We start from the raw sequence: 23,144 nt of genomic DNA, 5'->3' as shown, positions 1-23,144 counted from the left end.
TCTTTTCTTTGTTTTTGTTTATCTTATTGGGCTGCTTATGCTTTAGAGGTTTCGATTTTTTCTTTCATCTGAGTCTCGATTTCTTGAGAAAGAGTGGAACAAAACGCATAAAATACCGCCCATTCTTCTTCATCGATCGCAAGATGCGCTTTTTCAAAAATGGTTGATGCTTCTTGTTCAAGATAGCTCGTTAATTGCTTTCCTTTTGTACTCAACTTAAAACGAACTTTATAGGTTGTTTCTCCTTCAATCACTAAAAGATCTTGTTCTTTTAAGTGTTTTAAAGAACGAGAAATCAACGCTTTATCCATTCGCACGATCTGACAACATTCATCAAAACGATAACCGTTTTCTGCCTTGTTGAGTGCTAAAAGCACAGATAAGTCTGCACCTTTTAAGCCTTTTTTCTCCATATAGAACGATTTAAAACGGTTGATCTGGCGATTTAAGGTATTGATCGTCGCGAAAAAATGTAAAAACTTTTCTGTTTGATCCATAAATTAAGTGTATTTCCACTTTGTTGACTCGTCAACATTCACGCCCGTTTTATTATGTCGCTTACAAGACAGACTCATTTTTTATTCAAGAGGATAGATCTTAGCTCTATATTTTCATTTCGAAACAATTATAGAACCGTTCCCACATCAATTTATCGAGTTATTAACGGGCAAACACTTTAATATTCCAAATAATTGAAGATTTTAACTTTTAATATTTTTTATTTTTGAACGTTGACACGGTACCGGTTCCATACTATACTTTGATTGTGAAATCGGTTCCATAACTAATTTCATCAGAACTCACTCAGAAAAGAGAAAAAAACAAGGAGAACATATGGACTACTCGAAAATCGCAAAAAGCATCATTCAAAATGTTGGCGGTCAAGAGAATATTCTTTCTGCCGTACATTGCGCTACCCGTTTACGTCTGCGTCTAAAAGACTACAACAAAGTCAATGAAGACAAAATCACAGATATCGATCAAGTTAAAGGCGTATTTTTAGCAAACGATCAATATCAAATCATACTCGGTTCCGGAACTGTGAATCTCGTAACTGACGAAGTCTTAAAACAAGCTCACTTATCCACACACGTTCAAGTTGAAGAACCAAATGAATCTAAAGAAGGAAATCCGATCATGCGCTTTGTCAAAGTGCTCTCAGATATTTTCGTTCCAATCATCCCTGCCATTGTTGCTGGTGGTTTATTGATGGGATTAAACAACGTTTTAACCGCAGAGGGTTTATTCGTTACCGGTAAATCTTTAATTGAAATCATGCCGGAATTTGCGGGCGTTGCAAGCTTCATCAACTTATGTGCCAACGCACCTTTCACATTCTTACCTGTATTAATTGGAATTTCTGCAACAAAGAAATTTGGCGGAAACCCTTATTTAGGTGCCGCAATGGGTATGATTATGGTTCACCCAGAATTATTAAATGCTTATGCATTAGCAGGTGCCCAAACAATTCCATCATGGAACTGGTTTGGTTTAGAAGTTCAAGCCATTGGTTATCAAGGAACTGTTCTTCCTGTCTTAGTGGTGTCTTGGATTCTTGCCAACATTGAAAAACGTTTACGCAAAATCACACCTAGTTGGTTAGATAACTTAACAACTCCTCTTTTATCTATCTTGATCACGTCCGTCTTAACCTTCTTATTTGTCGGACCTGCAATGCGTATAGCCGGTGACTGGCTCGCTTATGGATTAAGTTGGATTTACTCCACATTAGGATTTATTGGAGGCGCTATTTTTGGATTATTGTATGCCCCTATTACAATCACTGGAATGCACCACTCTTTTTCCGCAATTGAAACCCAATTGATTTCCGCGGCACAAACAACTGGTGGATCATTCATTTTTCCGACCGCTTCAATGAATAACGTTGCTCAAGGTGCTGCGGTATTAGCGGTATTGTTAGTGACAAAAGATGAAAAGATGAAATCAATCTGCTCTGCATCTGGTATATCTGCATTACTCGGCATTACTGAACCCGCTATGTTTGGGGTCACATTGAAATTGAAATACCCATTCTATGCCGCAATTATCGGTTCTGCTGTTGGTTCTGCATGGATTGCTGGAACCCATACTTTAGCATTAGCACTTGGTGCTGCTGGATTACCTGGATTTATCTCCATTGCCCCTCAAAGTTGGCTCAACTTCTTTATCGGTTTAGCCCTCTCCATGGCAACATCTTTCATCCTGACTTTAGTTTTCACAAAACACCAAGCACGCAAAGAAAAACAAGTCGCAGTCCAAGAATCACAAGAAACACAAACTGCCAAAGTTCCTTCCATCGTTATCGATCAAGCTCAAGATCATGCGATTTATGCCCCATTTGTTGGTGATGTTAAACCTCTCGATCAATGTCATGATGAAGCATTTGCTTCTAAAGCTATGGGAGATGGCTTTGTGATCATTCCTACTGAAAACAACTTTTACTCTCCTGTAACTGGGGAAGTCACCTTTATCTTCCCTACTCGCCATGCCCTTGGCATTCAAACAGAAAATGGTACCCAACTGCTGATCCATATTGGGATGGATACAGTCACACTTGAAGGAAAACCGTTTGAAATATCGGTTCAACAAGGCGATAAAGTCCAAGCTGGTCAACTGTTAGGTCATGTTGACTTTGCACAAATTAAAGCCGCTGGCTTATCCATTGAGACACCAGTAGTGATCACAAATAAACCAATTTCCACCCCTGTAAGCACAAGTCCAGTTTGCGCTGGCCAACTTGTCCTCACTCTCGATTAATCCAACTTTCCCGATAGGAATATTTCTCGATCCCCCTATTTTGATTGAAACGCCATACAGTCTTATTTACTGTATGGCGATCAATCTATTGAAATTTACTCTTAAGGAGAATTACCGATGAACCAAGTCCGTCAAGAATTCACAGCTCCCCAAACTCAAGAAAACCGCAATAAAGTTAAAGCAGACCCGAATCGTCTTGCTTATCATCTAATGCCGCCTGTTGGTTGGCTTAATGATCCGAATGGTTTATGTCAATTTCATGATACTTACCACATCTTCTACCAATACACGCCAGGCAATCCCACTGGTCAGGACCATCGTGGTTGGGGCCATTACACCACCCAGGATTTCATCCACTATCAAGAAGAAAACGACCCCTTTGTGCCCGATCATTTTGGCGACCTCAAAGGTTCTTATTCCGGAAGTGCTTTGATTCAAGATGACATCATGCATCTGTTCTATACTGGAAATAACAAATTAGAAGGCGATTATGATTACATCAATTCCGGTCGTATTCATTGGGTCATGCACGCTATGAGCCAAGATGGTTTCCACTTCACACCAAAAGAAGTTCTTCTTGAAAATAAAGACTATCCGCAAAATTTGTCTTGCCATGTTCGCGATCCAAAAGTGATTGCCTACAACCACGCGTACTATATGGTTGTAGGGGCTCGAACCAAAGACTCTTGTGGCCAAGCAGAAATTTTCAAAAGTTCGAATTTACACGATTGGACTCACGTTTCCACGATCACGCCTATCCAACGCTTTGGCTATATGTGGGAATGCCCTGATCTTGTTGAACTTGATGGTCGTCTCTTTTTGTTTGCTTGTCCGCAAGGTGTCGATCAAGTTGGCTACAACTATGAAGCGAAATATCAAAACGGATATTTTGAACTCGATCGTAATTTAGATATTGACCAACAAGTCGACCTCTTTCACGAACAAGATCATGGTTTTGATTTCTACGCTCCCCAATCATTTGTCGATCAAGCAGGACGGCGAATTTTGATTGGTTGGATGGGACTTCCCGATGTGGATTACACAAAACCTACGATTCAACAAAACTGGCAACACGCGCTCACTTTACCCCGCTTATTAACTTTGCATCAAAATAAGATTTTTCAATATCCAATTTCAGAAATTGAAGGGCTACGCAATAAACACATTCATTTCGACATCCAAGAAAACACCATCTATACACCTGGCTCAGTGGTCTGTGAGCTACAAATCAGACCCCAAGGCAACGCTTGGACACTCCACCTTCGCAAAGATTGTACAATCACGTATGATGGAAAACTGTTCACCTTGGCTTTAGGTTCTTCAGGCTATGGCAGAAGCTCTCGTCATATTGAAATCGATACGATTGATTCTTTATCGATTTGGTCTGATACAAGTTCTCTAGAAATATTCATTAACAAAGGGGAATATGCGCTCACAACCCAATTATTCGATGGTGAAACCGAAATGCGTTTAAGCAGTGATCTGGGCATGGATATCGATTTCTATAGCTATGATCATTTTGAAATTCGCGAAAAAGTGGATAAAGAAGACCCAACATTGGCTTAAACTTATCTTCTCTATCGGTTACAATATTAAGGAACCGATCCCAATAAAAATTCACGATACCTATCCAATCGTTTAAATAAAATATAAAAGGAAATACAATGAATATGAAAACCGATATCACTTCATTTGGAGAAATTTTAATCGACTTTACCCGCGAAGGGAACAACGAATCAAATGCCGCCCTTTTTGCCCAACATCCCGGTGGTGCACCCGCTAACGTTTGTGTCGCCATTCGGCGCCTTGGGGGAACACCTGCTTTTATTGGTAAAGTCGGCATGGATATGCATGGTGCAATGTTAAAAAAAGTATTAGAAGATGAGGGCATTGATGTTCATCAATGCATTGAAGATCCAAACTTCTTTACCACATTAGCCTTTGTGAATATTAATGAAGAAGGCGAACGAGAATTCTCATTCAGTCGTAAACCCGGCGCGGATACCCAAATTCGCATGGAAGAAATCGATCCTGCCACTGTTCAAAACACAAAAATCTTCCATTGTGGATCTTTATCCTTAACCGATCAACCTGCTCGTTCCACGACCCATCAATTAATTGCTCTTGCTAAAGCGAGTGGGGTTGCGATCTCCTATGACCCAAACTATCGTGCTTCATTATGGCCAGATGAACAAACGGCAATTGAACAAATGCGCTCTCTAGTGCCCATGGTCGACATCATGAAAATCAGTGATGAAGAATGCGCACTGCTAACTGATCAAACTGATCCTCAACAAGCCGCCACTGCCCTTCTTGCTCAAGGGCCAAAAGTTGTTGCGATTACGCTCGGTAGCCAAGGAGCGCTCATTGCGAATGCTGCTGGATCTAGAGTCGTTGCTGGATTTAAATCCAAAGTCGCTGATACGAATGGCGCTGGTGATTCTTTCTGGGGTGCCATGCTCTATCAAATTGCCCATTGTGATCAAGATCTCGATCAAATCGATTTAGATACTTTGGAACAATTTACACGCTATGCCAATGCCGTTGCCGCATTAACCGTTCGCAAACATGGCGCAATCCCGGCTATGCCAACCGCAAAAGAAGTTAGCGAATTTTTAGACCATTTAGATCAATAAAGTTTTTTCAATCGCTGTTAAGGCATTCTGTCTTAGCAGTTTTTGTGTTTTTTGAATCATCCAAATTTTGAGGAGTGTTTTATGTCCAAATATACAATTGCCGATATTGCTCGCGAAGCTGGCGTATCCAAAAGTACTGTTTCTCGCTATTTCAACAATGGTTATGTCAAAGACGAGACGAAAGAGAAAATCAAAGCCGTTATTGAGCGCACCGGATTTGAACCCAGTGCTGCCGCTTCCAATTTAAAATCGAAACAAACGCGCATGATTGGTGTAGTTGCCCCGACTATGACTTCTCCTTCTACTGGCCGACTCTTAAATGCGATGGATAATGCCCTAAGAGAACTCGGTTATGCCTGTTTGATCATTACAACCGATCATCAATCAACAAGAGAGATTGCAGCAATTGAATATTTACGCTCATTACGCGTCGATGGCATTGTGTTAATTGCCACCAATCTTGGTCAAGAACACCAAGCTCTACAAAAATCGAGTTCCGTTCCATTTTTGGTGATGGGGCAAAAATTCCCCTATGGCATTTCAATCATTTATGATGATTACCAAGCTGGCTTTACGATTGGGGAATATGCCTCAAAAATGGGTCATCGCAACATCACATATATTGGCGTCAATGGCTCCGACTTTGCGGTAGGTCATGAACGAAAACGTGGCGTCATGGATGGCTTATCTCATCATGCCCAAGTCGAATCATTATCATTAAATGAAACGACATTCTCCTATGACCAAGCTCGAGAAGTCGCACGTTCCATTTTAGATCAACGAACTCCTGATTTGATCATTTGTGCGACAGATCAAATCGCCTTAGCTTGTTTTAAAGAAGCGCGCTTACACAATCTGTCTGTCCCAGAAGATGTCTCCATTATCGGTTTTGGTGGCCACGATGTCGGCGCTTTAATCACCCCTGCTCTAGCCACAGTCCATTTTCCCAACGAAGAAGCGGGGCAACTTTGTGCTCGCACTATCGTTCAAATGATCCTAGGTCAGGCCGTTCCCAAACTCCAAGTCCTCGGTTTTGAATTCGATCCCGGACAATCAGTCAGCAAACTTGAAAAATAAAGAAAATATGAATTTTTAAAGGTATAAATCAAAAAATGACTTTTCCCTCTTCAATCGAAGGAAAAGTCATTTTTAATTTTTTAAAATTTTGGTCGCATACCAACAAGTTGATTGTAGGTTTACACCTTGTTTTTGTGCTTCTTGTTCAACCAACAAAACCATTTTTTTAGCAATCCCTTGTCCGCCATATTCATCTAAAACATGCGTTGTGAAAATTGTCCATGTTTGATCCTGGACATCAAAGCGACAAAAGCCGACTTGTTTTTGGCCATCATAAGCCGCACTTTGTTGAAGTGCGGCTTCAAATGTATAACGAATATTCATTGATCTTATCCTCTTTAAAAAAAGAATAGAAATCACACTTTTCAAAGAATCCATCTTTCTTTTTCTCTATTTTAATCGTTATCTTTCCAACATGCCCAAATCAAGCCCCATCAAAGCTTTAAAAAACTCTTCTTGTCTTATTTTGGCAAGAAGAGTTTAGCGATTATCTAAAAATATGCGTTGCGATCTTGTTTTCCTTAAACAAGCGATTTCGTAAATAGAAATAGCCTAAGAATAAACACATCGCGATCCAAACAACCGGTTCCGTAAAACAAATACCGAGATAACCTGCTGTTGGAACGATAAAGAGCGTAAATATAATTTTGCCCACTAATTCGATCACACTTGAAATGATGGGCACGATTTTTAATGACATACTCTGCAAGGAGATTCGTAAGTCCAATAAAACAGCCAATACAGGGAAGAATGGAATATTTGTTCTTAAATACAACGCTCCCGTATCTAAAACAACATCCGTTGTACTTCCTGAAATCATAGCGATTAAATAACGCGCAACAAACATGACGATCACACTTAAAAGAATGGAATAATACAAACCAAAACGGTTCACAAAGGCAATTCCTTTTTCTGCTCGTTCATATTGTTGGGCACCAATATTTTGGGCCACAAAAGAAGACAACGCCTGCATAAGAGCAATCACAGGTAAGTTCAACATCCCGACTAATTTACGCGCTGCCGTATGACCGGTGACGATTAATGTTCCGAGTTGGTTAATGCCGATTTGTAAAATCAATGTGCCGGCAGAAACGATACTCGACATGAACGCCATCGATAATCCCATTTCTGTTAAATGACGCGCTAAAGTGGAATCCCACTTCATTTCGGATAAACTTGGCAATAATTCCCGTTTTTTCAACAACATCCAAATCACGCAAATCACTAACGATAATAATTGTGCCAACAATGTCGCCCATGCTGTTCCAGCAACACCCATATTGAATGTCGTAATAAACAATAAGTCTAAAACAATGTTTGTCACACTAGAGATCAATAAAATTACCAATGGCGTAATGGAATCTCCGGCTGCGCGTAACATGCCGGCACATAAGTTATAAAAGATCGTGATCGGTAATCCCCAACAAATCACAATAATATAGGAGTAAGAAAGATCGAAAATATCACTCGATGTATGCATGAAATTTAAGATCGTTTCCATGTTCAATCCCGCCACAATTGCTAAAACAAACGAGACCACAAGCGACAATTCAATCGATAACCCTGCAACTCGTCTAAATCCTTTCATATTTCCCGCACCAAATTTTTGGGCGGCAATTACACCGAGACCTTGGCCAAATCCTGTACAAAAGCCAACGATCAATTCAAATAAACTAGCCACCGCACCAACTGCCGCCAGAGAAAAATCACCCAACACATGACCAATAATAACTGTATCCATCGTGTTATAAAGAGTTTGGAATAATTGAGAGAAAAATAACGGAATCGCAAAAATCACAATAGCTCGTTTTAAATCACCTTGAATCAAAGACACTTGATGTTTCATTTCATTCTCCTTTCACTTTTTCTTTTCGTTCTAATCCTGAAATCATTTCTATTTTATTTTTTTGATATTTTTAAGCCGCAATCCATTCTATCAAAGAACTGATATGGTTACGTCTATTTTTTGTTGTAACGATTTATCTTGTTCAAATCGCAAATATTATTCATGGCACATCCTTTAAAATATGTGTCTTTTCTTTTCCTTGCCCTGAATCTGATTCGCGATATATAGAAGATTCATTTCACTTTCATTCAAAATCGTTTTGTTCTTTTTCGTTGAATCGCCTACAATGGACTTACGCGTAAAATGCGATTACTATATTCAATTCAGAAAACGAATCCAAAAAGGAGAACATGATGAAGAAATATAAAGGAATTATCTACGACATTGATTGCACACTTTTAGATACTTTTCGCATGAACATGGTACCTCTACAAAGAATTATCCAAGAAGAACTAAATGAAGACTGGCCAATTGAAAGACTCTATCATTTCACAGGTTATACTGGAATGAAAGTCATGGAAGAGCTGGGCGTCCAAGACAAGGAAACAACATATGCCCGTTGGGTTAAATATGTCAATGAGTTTGAAGAAGGGGCAACACCTTATCCTCATGTTGAAGATGTCTTGAAAACATGCCAACAAAAACATATCGTTCAAGCAATTGTCAGCTCCAAACTTCGTGATCAATACGAAATCGATTTTGTCTCCAAAGGATTCGATCAATATATCGACGTAGCTATTTTAGCCGACGATACGCCTTACCAAAAACCAAATCCGATTCCAGTCCAACTGGCGATTGAAAAAATGAATTTAAAACCAAGCGAAGTGATTTATATCGGGGATTCAATTTCCGACTATAAAGTCTGTCTCAATGCCGGCATTGATTTTGGCTATGCGACTTGGGGCAGCGTTAGCAATGAAGGCATCCATGCGTCTCTTGTTTTACAAGATCCATTAGAAATTTTAGAACTCATTTAATTTGTACCTTGATCTGATCTTCAAAGAAGATCAGATTTTTTTAATGCACTGCCTGACTAGCGTTTATTCAAATGATCGATCTAGCTTATTATTTTGATCCAACATCCATTTCCGCTTTTGTTTTCGCAAACGTTTACATTGAAATGTGTTTTGTAACTTTTAACATCTTCTTTCCTTATATTTCTTTTCGGATTACGTTGTATGAGGTCATCACCAAAAAACTTCCATCATATACTTTTAAATCACAGTTGAGGGAAAAAATGAAGAAATATAAAGCCGTTTTATACGATTTAGATTGTACGTTATTAGACACTATGAAGATGAACTTAGTTCCTTTACAACGCATTATCAAAGAAGAAAAAAATGAAGACTGGTCCATCCATGACCTACGTCCTTTTATGGCTTATACCGGATTAAAAGTTTTAGATCTTCTCCATATTGAAAATAAAGAACAAACATATGAACGTTGGGTCAAATACGTCAACGAATTTGAAGAAGGCGCTAAAGCATTCCCTCATGTTGAAGAAGTATTAAAGAAGTTGCATAAAAATAATATTAGACAAGGCGTCGTCAGCTCTAAGTTCAAAAACCAATATCAAATTGACTTTGTCTCTAAAGGATTAGATCGCTACATGGATTTAGCGATTCTAGGCGATGATACAAAATTACACAAACCCAATCCCGAACCAATTGAACTCGCAATTCAAAAGATGAACCTCAATAAAGATGAAGTCATCTATATTGGGGACGCTTATTCGGATTATCAAGCTTGCGTCAATGCCGGCATCGATTTTGGCTATGCAGCATGGGGTTCTTTTAGTGATAAAGGAATCCATCCTACGATCCGTTTAAACAGTGTCCTCGATATTTTAAAACTCGTTAACCTATAACCATAACCCTCATCCCCCATTTATAAAAAACGTGCTCTTGTTCATCAAAGAGCATGTTTTTTATTGAGAATTTGAATGTTATATATCCTGTAATTACACATTGAATCAAAAGAAAATAAGTCTTTACATGAAATCTCATCACTTGTATTGTTCATGATCTGTTATATGCCGAAATGAATTATGACTTGGCCATTCATATACTTCTGATTTATCGTGAACAATCGACGAGTTATGATACAGTGCTCGTCTTCTTCTTCTCTTTAAAATGAGCGCATTGACTTCTCCACCCATTAAAAAGATGACACTTGTCAAATAAAGCCACAACAACAAGATAATAAACGTTCCTAGCGTTCCATAAATAATCGAGTAGCGAGCAAAATTTTCTACATAAAAAGAAAACAGCGCACTAGAAGCTAACCATACGATTAACACGGCAATAATCCCTGGTAAAATCGTGCGTAATGGTTGATGACGATCTAAAGCAAGTTCATATACAACAACAAGCGCAAAGACTAACATTAATCCGGCAATCGCAAAACGCGCATATTCCCAAATGTTTAAGTGAGCATCTGAAATCGTGATCAGTCCTGCGGGCAGAAAACTCAACAATTTCAAAATGATGTTGGGTCCAAAGACAATTAAAATCAACGAAACAATAAGACTCAAAGGAATAATAATGGCCGCAACGAGCTCTTTGAACAGTTGCTTGAATTGGCTTGGTGCTGGGGGCAGTTCATAAGCGATGCGAATCGTTGCCATAATTTCATGGACTACTCGCCAAGGAAAATAGATCGAGAAAAACATCGCAAAAGTGAACATGATTGTCGATGGGGTTTCTTCTACATAATGAATATAACCACTCAACAGTTCAAGAACTGATTTTGGCAATACATTATGCATCGCATCAAACATCGGCTCAATTTGAATATTCAACGAACCGACTAAAATCGAAATTAAAATCATCAAAGGAAAGAGCGAGAAAATTAAATAATAGGTCAATGCTGCTGATCGCGTTCCAATATCATCAATAAAATAGCGCACACTTAATTGCACGATCAATGATTGTGACAATCGTCCTTTTTTAACATGCTTTTTGTTGTCGGCCGCTTTCATTCCCTCATCCCTTTCTAATTCCTTTGTAAAAATCTATAATCAACAAATCCATTGCGCTCTTCTTGTCCATTTTCGCATATTTATGCACTAAATCCACATTTGCTTCAATTGTGTTATCCCCAAATAAAAATCTCCACCTCTTCAACAAGGTGGTATCGTCTTAAATCATCAATTTAAAATTCATTCAAGGGGATGCTCTATGGAAATATCTTTAACGATCCGTTCTGGTTTTCCTTCATCCAAAATTCACCAATCGTTAAGAAAAAATCATACAAAAAATCATTGCCAAAGACAATCGCAGCCTTATGTTCACCAATCATACTTGTGTTGTTCTCGTTTTCAGGTCTCAAATTAAGTATTCTTTTGAACAAAAGATTTGTGAAAATCATACTTTCTTTGCATATCTATAGGCGATAGACTAAATTAGTTTTTGGTTCGTCTTAAAAAGACACATCCAATACCTGTATTCCATCACCCTTTTGATTCGAAACTTGTAATTTTGCCCTTCGATTCAAGAGTTTTACATCGACAAGGAGCATTTATGTCTGAACAAAAAAATTCCAAACAAAAATTAAAAGACTTGATCAATCAAATTCTTCGCTTTGGCCTGATTGGGGGCTTAGCCTTCGTGATTGACTATGGATTAATGATTTTCTGTACAGAAGTCTTAGGAATTTACTATTTAATTTCTTCAACCATTTCTTTTACGGTATCCGTGATCTTTAACTATATTGCAAGTGTAAAATGGGTCTTCCAAATCAATAATGGTAAGAAACAATCGCAAAACTTAGCCTTCTTTATCACATTCTCGGTAATCGGCTTAGGGATCAACCAATTGATTATGTGGATCGGTAGTGATTTCATGCACATCAGCTATATGATCGTTAAATTATTTGCGACATTCATCGTTATGATTTTCAACTACATCACTCGAAAAATGTATTTTGAAAAATAACTATATACGAAAAACCTCGTGTTTTACGCTCTTGGCGTGATGGAACACGAGGTTTTTGATGCCTTTTTCGGCACATGCCACAAATTTTTATTTTATCTTCTGCCATTTTGTGGCTTCTACTCTTGGCTTTAATTGTTCAATCACTTGGCGACTTGCCGGTGAAGTCCCTTCTGACATGCATGCCCCAGCACTTGTCGCAACAGACCACGAAACCAAATCGTCTAAACTCATATTTTGTTCTAATCCCCACGCAATGGCTGCGACCATCGCATCTCCGGCTCCTACAGCTGAGCGATAATCGATAGTCAACGCTTTAGCAAGGATCACTTCATCTGCCGTCAAAAAGATTGATCCCTCAATTCCCATGGAAACAACAACCAATTTCGTTTGATCATTTAAAAACGTAGAAGCGAGTTCAATGACTTTTTCATTAGACAGCTCTTCTTCCACTCCAAAATATTGGCTGAGTTCAAAACGGTTTGGCTTAATGAAGTACGGTTTGGCTTTCACGCCATTTTTGAATAATTCTCCATCTGCATCGAGTATTGTTTTGATATTTTCTTGTTGGAAACGCGAAATAAGATTTTGATAAATATCTTTGTTTACCCCCGGTCCTACATTGCCACTCAGCACAACCCAAGTCTGATCGGGATCCTGCTTTGCGATCGTTAAAATTCGATCGATCAGTTTTTCGATATCTTGATCCGTGACAATTGGCCCTGGTTCATTGAGTTCCGTTAACTCCATGTTTTGATTGAGCACTTTCAAATTGGTTCTCGTTTGCCCTTCCACTTCAATAAAATCCGTTTGAATGCCAAGATCGTTTAAATTGTTCAAGATAAATTGGCCGGCACTGCCCCCAAGAAAACCGGTCGCAATCGTTGCACCTTGTAATTGTTGGATCGTTTTGGAAACGTTGACCCCTTTTCCTCCCGCATCTGCAATTACATGTTCTAATCGGTTAAGACCGCCAACAACTAAATTGTCCACATATGCTGTTTTATCAATTGCAGGATTAAATGTGACTGTAATGATCATAGATTTTTGTCCTTTCGCCTCTTTGATCCTAGATGAATACGTCATCCGGTTAAAAAGTTTTCCGTATTTATAAGTGCACCTATTGATTCATGTTCTTTTATTCCTCATTGAAATCCTTGAACCCTAAAAAAGATGGACCCATGCACTTTGTATATTTATTTTATCCTTTGTTTGAAACATTTCGGGGATTCGATTTTCTATCTAATAAAAAAGGAACAACGCTCATTAAACTTTTGTTTAATTGGCTGCTCCTTAAATTTTGCTTCTTTTATTCTTTTACTTCTTCTTGTCCTGACGTTTCTTCTTGAACTGTTTCAAGTTCATCATTCGTTTGAACTTGTGGATTTGTTTGAATGACTACACCTTTAGCTTCTTCGATATCCATCACAATCTCATCTTGGACATAAGGTACCGTAATCGTTCCTTCTAATGGATTTTTGATACTCACAATTGGGTCTAGTAAAGTTGCTTCTACAGTCGAACGTTCAAAAGCTAAATCTGTATCAACCATCTTACAATCGATCATTTTTAAGTTTTTCACATAACAAAGTGGTTGAGTTCCAATAATTGTGCAATGTTCAAATGTAATATCTTCAGAATACCAAGCTAAGTATTCTCCTTTAACGATACTGTTGCGCACAACAATGTTTTTACCATGCCAGAACGCATCCTTTGTATCAAACTTACAATCTTCAAATACCGCATCATGAATGTATTGGAAAGAATATTTCCCTTTAAATTCTAATTTTGAAAACTTTAACCGTTCAGAATTCATCATGAAATATTCACTTTGCGCTTTCACATTATGCATACTCACGTTATGGCAATTCCATCCGAATTCCGGGGAAATGATATCCGAATTTTCAATGTGCGCATTTGAGCATTCACGTAATGCTTTAATCCCATGCAGTTTCGTATTGTTGATTTCAATATCTTGGGAATACCATAAAGCAGCTCGGCATAATTCCGTTAAATTAGAATTTTCGATTTTCAAATGCTGATCATGCCAAAACGGATAGCGAAGATTGAAGAAGCAATAATTGATTGCGATATCTTTAGCTTCTTTAAATGCACTTTCGCCATCAGCTGGTCCATCAAAGTTACAGTGATCTAAAGATACGCCATCTACACCATAAAAGGCGCGCTCTTGATCATACGTTTCATTCCAAAATTGTTGCATTCTCTCTACCTCTCTTATTTTGGATTTTTTAATCAATTTCATGATCCAAAATTAATTATTTTTTCGTCTTACTTTTTTTATATCAAATGTGTCAAGTCTGTACATTGTTAAAAAACATTTGCAGAAAACTGAGGTTGATGTTAGTATAACAAAGCACAATAAATTCATTGGCAACATGCGGACGTGGTGAAATGGCAGACACGCTGTCTTCAGGCGGCAGTGGGGCAACCCGTGTGCGTTCGACTCGCATCGTCCGCACCATTTCGTAAATCAACCCGAGATCATTTGATCTCGGGTTTTTTCTTTAACTAAATTTAAAAGGTAATGATTAGAAAAATGTTTCGTTATTATACAGACTCTACTTTTTAAGGACAGATCACTCTAAATTCCCATCAAGTTTTATATGGCCTTTTTATTGGCGATCATGAAGAGAATCAACAAATTGGTCTCGCCCCAAACAATATATTGATATGTTTCAGTAATCGTTAACAGCTTATTTCCTTTGGCGGCAAGATCTTGCAGAAAGCTCGGATTAACAAAAGCCAAAATTCCAATGACAGCCCCAATCAACAGTCCCGCACCAATATATTTCACGTCTTTTTTGTGACAATCAAACCAGAATAACAATAAGCTAAATCCCAACATACAAGCTATAGGGAGCAAGAGTGCAATTTGTGAAACATTCCCTTTTCGAGCTTCCCAGAGGTTTGCTGAAGTAAGAAAAACAACACAGAGAATCACAGGAAGGTAGATCAAATAGTAAATCCTCTTACATACTTCAATTACAGATTTATTATTATCGTTCTCTTTCATATTATATCCTCCTAAAGAATCATCGAATTTTATGCCTATAATTTTCATATAAAGCACAAAAACCAAAAACAACAACAATCGCGCTATTGACTATAGCTGCAGTTAGAATTGGATAAAGATCAATTAAATACAATGCAGCACCTGTATTTAAAACTCCAATCAAAAAGGAAATGGCAAAAAGCATATCAATTCCTTGGGTACCTTTATATGAAAAACCTATATATAAGGCGCAAAGAATTGCAAGAGACGATATGAGGCCAAATTGTTCGGTATTCAAATGATATGTAAAAACACCGATTCCTTCTATACAGATAATTGCAGTTAACAAAATCCAGACCATTCTCCTAAATTTTATGTTTTTGATCTTTGTTGGTTGAACAGTCATATGCGTATCCATCCTTTATCTTTCATGACTTTGATCTGATTTCAAAGAAGATACGATAATCAGTCCTGAGAAACAAAGAACTGATACCAATCCTATAATTTCAATCCATCCTAATTGGCCTTGAAAAAGTAGATAGATATAAGCAATCACATAAATCATTACAATTAGAAAAGCTAATGCGACAAAAAACATATTTTTTCGATTGATATCGTTTTTTTGACGCCACATGTAATACAACATTAAATAGGTAAATAGTGTTTGAGTAAGAAATGTCATAATTTATCCCTCCTTCTTCTTTTCTTTTTACGAAAATCTTATCCAACACAATAAATGTCTATTTCTTTTTCAACAAAACTTATAGATTGAAATTAAACTTTGTTCTTTATTATATTTTATAAAACGGATGAAAAAAAACAAACAAAATCAACATAATCAAATAGATATATGGAACACTCTCAATTCTGTCATAATCTTATAAAATGAATATCTAAAAATCTCAAAAAGCATCGCCAAATTCGCTTTTGCTTAACTCTAACGTCTGTCTTTTCGTATATGTTTTTACGGATTCTATCCGAATCTTATCTCCTAAATCCGGAACTTTACGGATTTCATCCGGATCTTACCGATAAAAAAATGACAACAGGTTCTATGGCAAGAACTTCTGTTGTCATTTTAATTTTTCTAATATTATGCTTCTTTTTGATCCGCTTCTTTTCCAATATCTGTACGATAAATTAAATCTGCACAATGGATATGTTTTGCTGATTCAAGAGCTTGTGTCGCTGCATCGAGTAAATTATGTCCCATTCCCGATACAATTAAAACACGGCCGCCATCGCTTACGAGTTGTCCATCTTTTAGAGCAGCATGGTTTCCATAAATCACGCCTTCAAAATCTTCATCCACTTCGATCGGCTGATCTTTAGAATCTTCTTGTGGATAGTCTTTTCCCACCAACACAAGGGATACGGAATTGCGATTGCGCCATTTTATTGTTGGTTGTTCGCCATTTTTGATTTGTTTCCATGCTTTCAACAAATCAAAATTCATCAATGGGAAGAGCGCACATGCACCTGTTTCGGAAAGTCCGGCTTTAATATTCACGCAAACAGGACCTTGTTGACTCACAATGAATTCACCAGTAAGAATCCCTTCATATTCAATTCCTTGTTCATCTAACGCTTTTAAAAATGGAACAAGTACGTCTTGAACAGCTTGTTGTGCATATACTGTCGCAATCTCATCATGAATCCCACAAACACAGCCAAGACCCTTTGCTTGTGGATCATCTTCATTTTCATAAACGCCACGTGTGACCACAAATGGCAATAATGGGAGTACTCTTTCCTTCCATGCAAGTACAGGTAAGTTAAAACGTACACCACTTAAGAATTCAGAGAAAATAATTCCCTGGCATCCACTATCAAACCATTCATTGACATCATCAATTGCTTCATCTTCATTATAAGGAATCGCAAAACGTTTGAGTCCGTTTGCCTCTTTTAAGACAAGGGGTAGACCAATTTCTTGAATAAAATCGATTGCTTCCTGTTTCGTATTTTTTTGTAGAAAATCAGCAACGGGAATATTGCGTTCTTTCATCAAAGTTGCCCATTGCACTTTATCATCAATCACTTCAACAGCCGCTTGGTTCGGGGCAATTACGTCCCAACCCCGTCTAGCTAAATCTTGTGTCATTCCTTGACGAATTAAATGTTCGTCCAAAAGAATAATTTCGTCAGGATCTACTGCAGTAATCGTTTCTAGGACTTTTTCAGGATGATAAGGTTCTGGGAGTTCTTCCATGGATTGTTCAAACTCATGCGTGAACGGATTTCCAGGACAGACTAATACTTGATGATTCCCATTTTGTTCCAAAGCGTATGCGAGCGCTTGCTCTTTCGCATTTTCTCCAATAATGATTACTTTCATATCTATAACGCCTCTCTGAAAATCATGATACCATGCACCCTCATGAATCTTTTTTAAACTTGCCGCTATAGAATTAAGATGCTATTGGAATGCTTGTTTCTATGTGATTTTTTACTTTTTTGATCTAAATTCGACACTCCAAAAAGATTCGATTTTTCCGCTTTGGTAACCGCTTTATTTCGAAATCGAAAACTTTATGACTTCATTCCAAATTTTATGTAAACTTTAAATTTGCATAGAATCGATCCAAATGAAGAGCATTTCTACTTCTATTTTCAACCCGTTTTGGGCGAGTTGAACTTTATGATTTCTTCATTTTTTAGACCGAAAATCTTTTCTGACATTTCGCACGATTTAATCATTTATCGAGCATGATTTTGATAGACTTAAACATAGATGCCATCCTGATGATGGAAGCGAATTGAAAAACAAATCCCAAACGACAAAACGATGATTCAACTTCATTGTTTATGCATATAAAATATGGAGGACTTATGACGAACACACCCAATACCAATCAAAAAAAACGAAAAAAGCGCATTCGCTATGATCGAGTTGCGATTTTACTTGTCGGTATTATCGGAATTTTTGCTTTGATCTGGGGTGTATTTAGATTTTTTAATCCCCTCTCCATAAAAACCGATCATTACATTGCTGAATATGGTGAAACATTTGATCCTTATGGAAATATCAAATCCCTTTTCTTTGACTCCAAAACAAATGTGACATTTCAAGGTGATGTCGATTCAAATGTTCTTGGCGAAGTTGAAGCTTCTTATCAATACAAAAATAAGACTTATCCTTTCACTGTCGAAGTCAAAGACACGAAAGGTCCTGATCTCGTTTTAAAAGATATCAAAACCGATACGACCCAAGTCGTTTCTCAAAACGATTTTATCGAATCTGTTTCTGATGCTTCTGAATACAATTTACGAATCGATGGCGATATCTATCCGGGCCAATCGGGTAAAAATCAAATTACGATTACCGCAAAAGACTCTCATGGCAATACCACAACAAAAACAGCAACCTTAGAACGCACGATTGATAAAAAAGCACCTAAAATCGAAAACTTCGAAGAAAAAGTCGATCTTATCCAAGGGGATCACTTTACCGTTCAACAATATAAAGCAGTCGATGACATCGATCCTGATCCGCAAATCACTGTTGACTCTTCTCAATTAAATACTGATGTTCCAGGAAATTATACCGTCAATTACACCGCAATTGATCGCTCCGGAAATATGAAAACCTATAAACAAACGATCAATATTGCCGAAGATCCTGACTTTGGTAAAAAAGTTTGTTACTTAACATTTGATGATGGACCTTCCGCCTTAACGGGCGATATCTTAAAAATATTAAAAGAGAATGATGCAAAAGCGACTTTCTTCGTAACCGCCTTTAACCCAGAAAGTTATGGCTTCATGAAAGACATTGTTGACGATGGTCATACTATTGCCCTGCACACCTATACACACGATTATCCAACTGTCTACTCGTCAACAGAAGCTTACTTCAAAGATTTACAAGACATTAGTAATCTCGTTGAGCAACAAACAGGAGTAAAAGCCGATATTATTCGTTTCCCGGGTGGTTCTTCGAACTCTATTTCTGCTTCTTATTGCCCAGGCATTATGTCGACTTTAGTTCAAGAAGTGCAAAATAAAGGATATGCCTATTTTGACTGGAACATCGATTCCACCGATGCTTCCGCTAATGGTGTCCCTGTGGAACAAATCGTTGAGAATTCCACAGCCGGTATTGGCATGGATGATGTTGTGATTTTAATGCATGACACAGATGCAAAACCAACAACTGCGCAAGCTTTACCACAAATTATTGCGGCCTATCGTGACGCAGGTTATGTCTTCAAACCACTTACTCGTCGTTCTGCTCCCGTTCATCACGGTGTAGTCAATTAATCTTTTCCACTTAGAATCCGATTTCTCATCGGGTTCTTTTTTTATTTCCCTTCTTTGGCACAACGAGATCTTCATACTTGGCACGCTCTATCTCATACAATGAAAGAGAAAAGAATATCTTTGTGGCATTAAAATTCAAACTCGACATTTTAATTTATATACACTACAATTTTATTAACAATCAAATTGTAGATAAAGGAGAAAATAGGATGAATATCAAAACGTTATCTTTATTTGCTTTAATTTTATTTCTCTTTTGTGGATGCTCTTCTACAGATCAAAACGAAGATACAATGATCAGCCTAAAAGATTACAATTCATATTATTCTGAAGTCCTCAATTCATCTGAGCATTAAACTCTACGCACAATCTACATTGGCTTTATACCCGCATTAATTTCGCAAAAACGCCCGGTTCTATACTCAGTTCCGGGCGTTTTTCTATTGATTTAAGTAATTTTCTTTAAGGATTTTAGGATTGAACAAAAGTCATTACATCCCAGTAATAGCGTGGAATGCATTGGTTGCGGCAATTACACCATCTGCTGTTGCAGTAACGACTTGGCGTAAATCTTTTTCTTTGCAGTCACCGGCAACATAGATTCCTTTGACTGCTGTTTCCAATTGCTCATTGGCAATCACATAGCCACGTTCGTTCAAAATTCCTAAGTCTTTCACAAATGATGTTTCTGGTACTTGGCCAATAAAAGGGAAAATTCCTTGGCATGCTAATGTTTGTTGCTCTTTTGTTTGCACATTTTCTAAAACGATGCCAGACACTTTTCCATCCGTTAAGACAACTTCTTTTGGAATATGATGGTAGATCACTGAGATCTTTTCGTTTTCTTCAACTTCTTTTTGTGCTTTAACAGATCCTCTAAATACATCACGACGAATCACGATCGTAACATGACTCGCAAATCGAGTTAAGAATTGCGCTTCTTCTAATGCGGAATTTCCACCACCGATAACGACAACATCTTTATTTCTGAAAAATGCCCCGTCGCAAACTGCGCAGAAGCTTTCGCCATGGCCAATGGCTTCTGCTTCATTGGGAATCCCCATTTCTTTTTCTCGAGCTCCTGTGCCAATGATTACCGCTTTAGCTTCTAGAACGGTGCCATCTGCTAAACGGACTTTTTTATCCTGAGTGACTTCTACGACTTCGCCATACAGAAATTCAGCGCCAAATGCGATAGATTGTTGATACATTTGCATTGCTAAATCTGGCCCACTTACTGTTCCGACACCAGGATAGTTTTCAATTTGATACGTTTTTAATAATTTTCCACCAGGAGCAGATGCATCGATCATCACTGTAGATAATCCTGCTCGTGATCCATATAATGCAGCAGCCATACCGGCAGGTCCTGCACCAATAATTACCAAATCGACTTGTCGATCCATATCTGATCCTCCTTTAATAGCTTGGTTATTTTTCTTAAATCATCAATAAACGCACATGGTTTAGCGTTGAGTAATGATTGTTTTTGTATGGTATCTAAAGTATAACCTACGGAATAAAAAGCCGCCCCTTTCGCCGCTTGAATATCTGCCGCATTGTCACCAAAATAGAGCACTTCGTCCAATTTGTACCCCATTTGTTTGGCAGCATGAATTAATCCATCGGGCTTTGGCTTACATACCGGTTGGTCTTCTTTGCCATAAACTGCATCCATGTAAGGTTTGAGTTTACTTTGTTCTAATCCAAGTTCCACGACCGCATGCCGTTTATTCGAAACAATTCCCAGTACATAACCTTGCTCATGCAATTGAACAATCGTTTCTAGCGCATAAGGCATTTCCTTTAAATATTCAGCATGCAACTGGCGATTGATTTGTTGATACAACTCAATAACATCGTCAATTTCATCGGGATGAAAGTAACGTAAAAATGTCGTTTCTAATGTCGGTCCAAAAAAGGAATACAACTCTTGATCACTTAATGGATAGCCCGGTTTTAGTTTGGCAAACACTTGGCGAAATGTTTCAAAAACAAGAGGTTGGGAATCGATTAATGTTCCATCCAAATCAAACAATAATAATGGCTTAGCCATTTGTTTCTTGTTCAGGCCAACATACACAAAGCCAATCATACTCAGTGCGATTAAAATCAGATTGAGCCAATACGCCAACATGTTTTCTTCTGCTTGTAGACCAAAATAAGTAGCCCCACATACAAGTAGAATCGAAAGCATCCCGACTTGTCCAAAGCAAGAATAAAATTTACGCGTAAACACTTGGCGAATAAAAATAAATGCACCAAATAAGAAAAGAGTGCTGATGATCCAAATCATCATCTCGGCTTTTGTATTCGTCCATAAAACAAAGGCAGCGCCGATGATTGACCAAAGGCCCCAAGCATCCAATGCCCGTAGCGCATGAATCTCCATCGGAAAAACAAAGGCAACTAAAATTGCCGCGATGATCATAGCGAGCATCACTTGGTGTAATAAAGCATTCAACAAAAAGACAACAATCAAATAGATCGCAATTCCTTTTTGTCTTTGCTTTTGGGTAATTCCCCATTTTTGAAATGTGCTTTCCACACCCCAAATCATGAAGAATAAGCCAAATCCCGTATCCAATGCCCAAAGGATTGTCTTTTCCATACTGTCTCCTTTCGATGTAGAAAAGGAACAGGAGTTGTCCTGTTCCTTGAACGTTTCATTCTAAATGCGGTTTTTTTCGATTTCAGAAAGAACGAGTTCTTCAAACTCTCGTGCTGAATCAAAACCATCTTGTTGTAATAAATAGTTCGTCACTGCTGTTTCAATAACGGTTCCCATTGGGCGACCATACGTCACAGGGATTCTTAACTTTGGAATTTTGATACCTAAGTATTCGTTATATTCGTCATGATCTAATCCGATACGATCGTAATCTCCATTCGGATCAAAGGGCTCAAGACAAACTTCAAAACTGATCTCTGTCGAATTTGCGACTGACGTGATGCCGTATAAGCGTTTCACATCAATAATCCCAACGCCTCTTAGTTCCATATAACCCGCAATGATTTGGGCACTTCGTCCAATCAATGAGTTATGCACGCGATATACATCGACGCGATCATCGGCAACTAATTGATGGCCTCGTTTAACAAGATCCAAAACGATTTCACTTTTTCCCATTCCACTTGCTCCGGTGATTAAAACACCCACACCATGAACACGAACAAGTTCGGCATGGATTAATTGAGCAGGCGCTAATTGTCCATCTAACCAGTTCGTTACATTGACCACTAATTGACTCGTTTTTCGATTTGTTTCGAAAACAGGGAAGTCTTTCCGATCCGCAATTTCTTTTAAAACGGGTGGACAAGTATGATCCCCAGTAATCAAAATACAAGGCGTATCTTCATTTGTTAAAAATTCAAATGCCCGCCGTTGAGAAATTTCATCCATTTCGTCGGTGATATAGCGGTACTCTTTTCCCCCGATGACAATGACGCGTTTCGTTTGGGAATTTGAAAAATAACCGGCAAGTTCTAATCCTGGTCGGTTAATATCAGGCAAAGTGATTGCCCGATTTAACGAAGCGGGCGAGCCAGTTACTTGGTGATAATGAAAACGTTTATTGAGTTCTTCTACAGTCGTTCTAGGCATGCCTGCTCCTCCTTTA

At 38.1% G+C, this 23,144-nt stretch carries 22 protein-coding genes and 1 tRNA gene; 10 read left to right on the top strand and 13 right to left on the bottom strand.

From position 1 onward, the window contains the following. Positions 1-35 precede the first annotated feature (35 nt). Positions 36-497 carry a winged helix DNA-binding protein gene (locus ALLST_RS0109500; protein ID WP_019893969.1) on the bottom strand — a complete coding sequence of 154 codons (462 nt, stop codon included), beginning with the start codon at positions 495-497 and terminating at the stop codon, positions 36-38. 337 nt (positions 498-834) lie between these two features. Between ALLST_RS0109500 and ALLST_RS0109495 the strand changes: the two genes are divergently transcribed. From ALLST_RS0109495 to ALLST_RS0109480, 4 genes are all read left to right on the top strand, one after another. Beyond that, positions 835-2,757 carry a sucrose-specific PTS transporter subunit IIBC gene (locus tag ALLST_RS0109495; RefSeq protein ID WP_019893968.1) on the top strand — a complete coding sequence of 641 codons (1,923 nt, stop codon included), beginning with the start codon at positions 835-837 and terminating at the stop codon, positions 2,755-2,757. Between the two features lie 117 nt (positions 2,758-2,874). Then, a complete protein-coding gene (locus ALLST_RS10690; RefSeq protein WP_019893967.1) occupies positions 2,875-4,323 on the top strand; it encodes a glycoside hydrolase family 32 protein in 1,449 nt (482 codons plus the stop codon). Positions 4,324-4,421: 98 nt separating this feature from the next. Further along, positions 4,422-5,393, top strand: a complete 972-nt coding sequence (locus tag ALLST_RS0109485; RefSeq protein ID WP_026472877.1) for a carbohydrate kinase family protein — start codon at positions 4,422-4,424, stop codon at positions 5,391-5,393. Positions 5,394-5,474: 81 nt separating this feature from the next. Continuing rightward, on the top strand, positions 5,475-6,470 hold the full coding sequence (locus tag ALLST_RS0109480) for a LacI family DNA-binding transcriptional regulator (RefSeq protein ID WP_019893965.1): 996 nt from the start codon (positions 5,475-5,477) through the stop codon (positions 6,468-6,470). 72 nt (positions 6,471-6,542) lie between these two features. On the opposite strand, the gene ALLST_RS0109475 is transcribed toward ALLST_RS0109480, so the two are convergent. Beyond that, entirely contained in the window at positions 6,543-6,794 is a 252-nt protein-coding gene (locus tag ALLST_RS0109475) for a GNAT family N-acetyltransferase (protein WP_019893964.1), read from the bottom strand. A 163-nt stretch (positions 6,795-6,957) separates the two neighbouring features. Further along, on the bottom strand, positions 6,958-8,316 hold the full coding sequence (locus tag ALLST_RS0109470; RefSeq protein WP_019893962.1) for an MATE family efflux transporter: 1,359 nt from the start codon (positions 8,314-8,316) through the stop codon (positions 6,958-6,960). A 350-nt stretch (positions 8,317-8,666) separates the two neighbouring features. Here ALLST_RS0109470 and ALLST_RS0109465 point away from each other — a divergent pair, with 350 nt between their 5' ends. Both ALLST_RS0109465 and ALLST_RS0109460 read left to right on the top strand, forming a co-directional pair. Further along, positions 8,667-9,293 (top strand): HAD family hydrolase, encoded by a 627-nt coding sequence (locus ALLST_RS0109465; protein ID WP_245553775.1) that lies wholly within the window; start codon positions 8,667-8,669, stop codon positions 9,291-9,293. A gap of 260 nt (positions 9,294-9,553) precedes the next feature. Continuing rightward, positions 9,554-10,183, top strand: coding sequence for an HAD family hydrolase (locus tag ALLST_RS0109460; protein ID WP_019893960.1), 630 nt, complete (start codon positions 9,554-9,556; stop codon positions 10,181-10,183). 138 nt (positions 10,184-10,321) lie between these two features. On the opposite strand, the gene ALLST_RS0109450 is transcribed toward ALLST_RS0109460, so the two are convergent. Then, the gene (locus ALLST_RS0109450) at positions 10,322-11,296 is read right to left on the bottom strand and encodes a YihY/virulence factor BrkB family protein (RefSeq protein WP_019893958.1); all 975 of its coding nucleotides are present in this window, start codon (positions 11,294-11,296) and stop codon (positions 10,322-10,324) included. Positions 11,297-11,837: 541 nt separating this feature from the next. On the opposite strand from ALLST_RS0109450, the gene ALLST_RS0109440 reads away from it, so the two are divergent. After that, positions 11,838-12,251: a GtrA family protein gene (locus ALLST_RS0109440; protein ID WP_019893956.1), complete on the top strand. Its 414-nt coding sequence runs from the start codon at positions 11,838-11,840 to the stop codon at positions 12,249-12,251. An 87-nt stretch (positions 12,252-12,338) separates the two neighbouring features. Here ALLST_RS0109440 and pfkB read toward each other — a convergent pair whose 3' ends face one another. Beyond that, positions 12,339-13,289, bottom strand: coding sequence for a 1-phosphofructokinase (gene pfkB, locus ALLST_RS0109435; RefSeq protein WP_019893955.1), 951 nt, complete (start codon positions 13,287-13,289; stop codon positions 12,339-12,341). A 268-nt stretch (positions 13,290-13,557) separates the two neighbouring features. After that, positions 13,558-14,469, bottom strand: coding sequence for a DUF3737 family protein (locus tag ALLST_RS0109430; RefSeq protein WP_019893954.1), 912 nt, complete (start codon positions 14,467-14,469; stop codon positions 13,558-13,560). A 177-nt stretch (positions 14,470-14,646) separates the two neighbouring features. Here ALLST_RS0109430 and ALLST_RS0109425 point away from each other — a divergent pair. Continuing rightward, positions 14,647-14,730: transfer RNA gene (locus tag ALLST_RS0109425), tRNA-Leu, on the top strand. Positions 14,731-14,868: 138 nt separating this feature from the next. Here ALLST_RS0109425 and ALLST_RS0109420 read toward each other — a convergent pair. From ALLST_RS0109420 to ALLST_RS0109405, 4 genes are all read right to left on the bottom strand, one after another. Beyond that, a complete protein-coding gene (locus ALLST_RS0109420; protein WP_019893953.1) occupies positions 14,869-15,282 on the bottom strand; it encodes a hypothetical protein in 414 nt (137 codons plus the stop codon). 19 nt (positions 15,283-15,301) lie between these two features. Further along, positions 15,302-15,667, bottom strand: a complete 366-nt coding sequence (locus ALLST_RS0109415; protein WP_169336062.1) for a hypothetical protein — start codon at positions 15,665-15,667, stop codon at positions 15,302-15,304. Between the two features lie 15 nt (positions 15,668-15,682). Continuing rightward, on the bottom strand, positions 15,683-15,943 hold the full coding sequence (locus tag ALLST_RS0109410) for a hypothetical protein (RefSeq protein ID WP_019893951.1): 261 nt from the start codon (positions 15,941-15,943) through the stop codon (positions 15,683-15,685). Positions 15,944-16,354: 411 nt separating this feature from the next. Beyond that, complete coding sequence (locus tag ALLST_RS0109405; RefSeq protein ID WP_019893949.1) at positions 16,355-17,599, bottom strand: phosphoribosylglycinamide synthetase C domain-containing protein; 1,245 nt, start codon at positions 17,597-17,599, stop codon at positions 16,355-16,357. A gap of 494 nt (positions 17,600-18,093) precedes the next feature. Here ALLST_RS0109405 and ALLST_RS0109400 point away from each other — a divergent pair, with 494 nt between their 5' ends. Both ALLST_RS0109400 and ALLST_RS11495 read left to right on the top strand, forming a co-directional pair. Continuing rightward, the gene (locus ALLST_RS0109400; RefSeq protein ID WP_019893948.1) at positions 18,094-19,524 is read left to right on the top strand and encodes a polysaccharide deacetylase family protein; all 1,431 of its coding nucleotides are present in this window, start codon (positions 18,094-18,096) and stop codon (positions 19,522-19,524) included. Between the two features lie 209 nt (positions 19,525-19,733). Then, positions 19,734-19,880: a hypothetical protein gene (locus ALLST_RS11495; RefSeq protein WP_019893947.1), complete on the top strand. Its 147-nt coding sequence runs from the start codon at positions 19,734-19,736 to the stop codon at positions 19,878-19,880. Positions 19,881-20,015: 135 nt separating this feature from the next. Here ALLST_RS11495 and ALLST_RS0109390 read toward each other — a convergent pair whose 3' ends face one another. From ALLST_RS0109390 to hprK, 3 genes are read right to left on the bottom strand one after another with little or no spacing between them, the layout of a single operon-like run. Beyond that, positions 20,016-20,930: an NAD(P)/FAD-dependent oxidoreductase gene (locus ALLST_RS0109390; RefSeq protein ID WP_019893946.1), complete on the bottom strand. Its 915-nt coding sequence runs from the start codon at positions 20,928-20,930 to the stop codon at positions 20,016-20,018. Beyond that, a complete protein-coding gene (locus tag ALLST_RS10685; protein ID WP_019893945.1) occupies positions 20,906-22,135 on the bottom strand; it encodes an HAD family hydrolase in 1,230 nt (409 codons plus the stop codon). The genes ALLST_RS0109390 and ALLST_RS10685 overlap by 25 nt, the downstream gene beginning before the upstream one ends. A 60-nt stretch (positions 22,136-22,195) precedes the next feature. Next, positions 22,196-23,128, bottom strand: a complete 933-nt coding sequence (gene hprK / locus ALLST_RS0109380; protein ID WP_019893944.1) for an HPr(Ser) kinase/phosphatase — start codon at positions 23,126-23,128, stop codon at positions 22,196-22,198. Positions 23,129-23,144: the final 16 nt, after the last annotated feature.

The sequence above is a fragment of the Allobaculum stercoricanis DSM 13633 genome, assembly GCF_000384195.1.
GTDB classification, from domain to species: domain Bacteria; phylum Bacillota_I; class Bacilli_A; order Erysipelotrichales; family Erysipelotrichaceae; genus Allobaculum; species Allobaculum stercoricanis.
This window is presented reverse-complemented; position numbering and strand designations above follow the sequence as displayed.

Bases quoted from the DNA above. Each gene is read 5' to 3' on its own strand.
- ALLST_RS0109500 (WP_019893969.1), bottom strand. From the start codon at position 497: ATGGATCAAACAGAAAAGTTTTTACATTTTTTCGCGACGATCAATACC.
- ALLST_RS0109495 (WP_019893968.1), top strand. From the start codon at position 835: ATGGACTACTCGAAAATCGCAAAAAGCATCATTCAAAATGTTGGCGGT.
- ALLST_RS10690 (WP_019893967.1), top strand. From the start codon at position 2,875: ATGAACCAAGTCCGTCAAGAATTCACAGCTCCCCAAACTCAAGAAAAC.
- ALLST_RS0109485 (WP_026472877.1), top strand. From the start codon at position 4,422: ATGAATATGAAAACCGATATCACTTCATTTGGAGAAATTTTAATCGAC.
- ALLST_RS0109480 (WP_019893965.1), top strand. From the start codon at position 5,475: ATGTCCAAATATACAATTGCCGATATTGCTCGCGAAGCTGGCGTATCC.
- ALLST_RS0109475 (WP_019893964.1), bottom strand. From the start codon at position 6,794: ATGAATATTCGTTATACATTTGAAGCCGCACTTCAACAAAGTGCGGCT.
- ALLST_RS0109470 (WP_019893962.1), bottom strand. From the start codon at position 8,316: ATGAAACATCAAGTGTCTTTGATTCAAGGTGATTTAAAACGAGCTATT.
- ALLST_RS0109465 (WP_245553775.1), top strand. From the start codon at position 8,667: ATGATGAAGAAATATAAAGGAATTATCTACGACATTGATTGCACACTT.
- ALLST_RS0109460 (WP_019893960.1), top strand. From the start codon at position 9,554: ATGAAGAAATATAAAGCCGTTTTATACGATTTAGATTGTACGTTATTA.
- ALLST_RS0109450 (WP_019893958.1), bottom strand. From the start codon at position 11,296: ATGAAAGCGGCCGACAACAAAAAGCATGTTAAAAAAGGACGATTGTCA.
- ALLST_RS0109440 (WP_019893956.1), top strand. From the start codon at position 11,838: ATGTCTGAACAAAAAAATTCCAAACAAAAATTAAAAGACTTGATCAAT.
- pfkB (WP_019893955.1), bottom strand. From the start codon at position 13,289: ATGATCATTACAGTCACATTTAATCCTGCAATTGATAAAACAGCATAT.
- ALLST_RS0109430 (WP_019893954.1), bottom strand. From the start codon at position 14,469: ATGCAACAATTTTGGAATGAAACGTATGATCAAGAGCGCGCCTTTTAT.
- ALLST_RS0109420 (WP_019893953.1), bottom strand. From the start codon at position 15,282: ATGAAAGAGAACGATAATAATAAATCTGTAATTGAAGTATGTAAGAGG.
- ALLST_RS0109415 (WP_169336062.1), bottom strand. From the start codon at position 15,667: ATGACTGTTCAACCAACAAAGATCAAAAACATAAAATTTAGGAGAATG.
- ALLST_RS0109410 (WP_019893951.1), bottom strand. From the start codon at position 15,943: ATGACATTTCTTACTCAAACACTATTTACCTATTTAATGTTGTATTAC.
- ALLST_RS0109405 (WP_019893949.1), bottom strand. From the start codon at position 17,599: ATGAAAGTAATCATTATTGGAGAAAATGCGAAAGAGCAAGCGCTCGCA.
- ALLST_RS0109400 (WP_019893948.1), top strand. From the start codon at position 18,094: ATGACGAACACACCCAATACCAATCAAAAAAAACGAAAAAAGCGCATT.
- ALLST_RS11495 (WP_019893947.1), top strand. From the start codon at position 19,734: ATGAATATCAAAACGTTATCTTTATTTGCTTTAATTTTATTTCTCTTT.
- ALLST_RS0109390 (WP_019893946.1), bottom strand. From the start codon at position 20,930: ATGGATCGACAAGTCGATTTGGTAATTATTGGTGCAGGACCTGCCGGT.
- ALLST_RS10685 (WP_019893945.1), bottom strand. From the start codon at position 22,135: ATGGAAAAGACAATCCTTTGGGCATTGGATACGGGATTTGGCTTATTC.
- hprK (WP_019893944.1), bottom strand. From the start codon at position 23,128: ATGCCTAGAACGACTGTAGAAGAACTCAATAAACGTTTTCATTATCAC.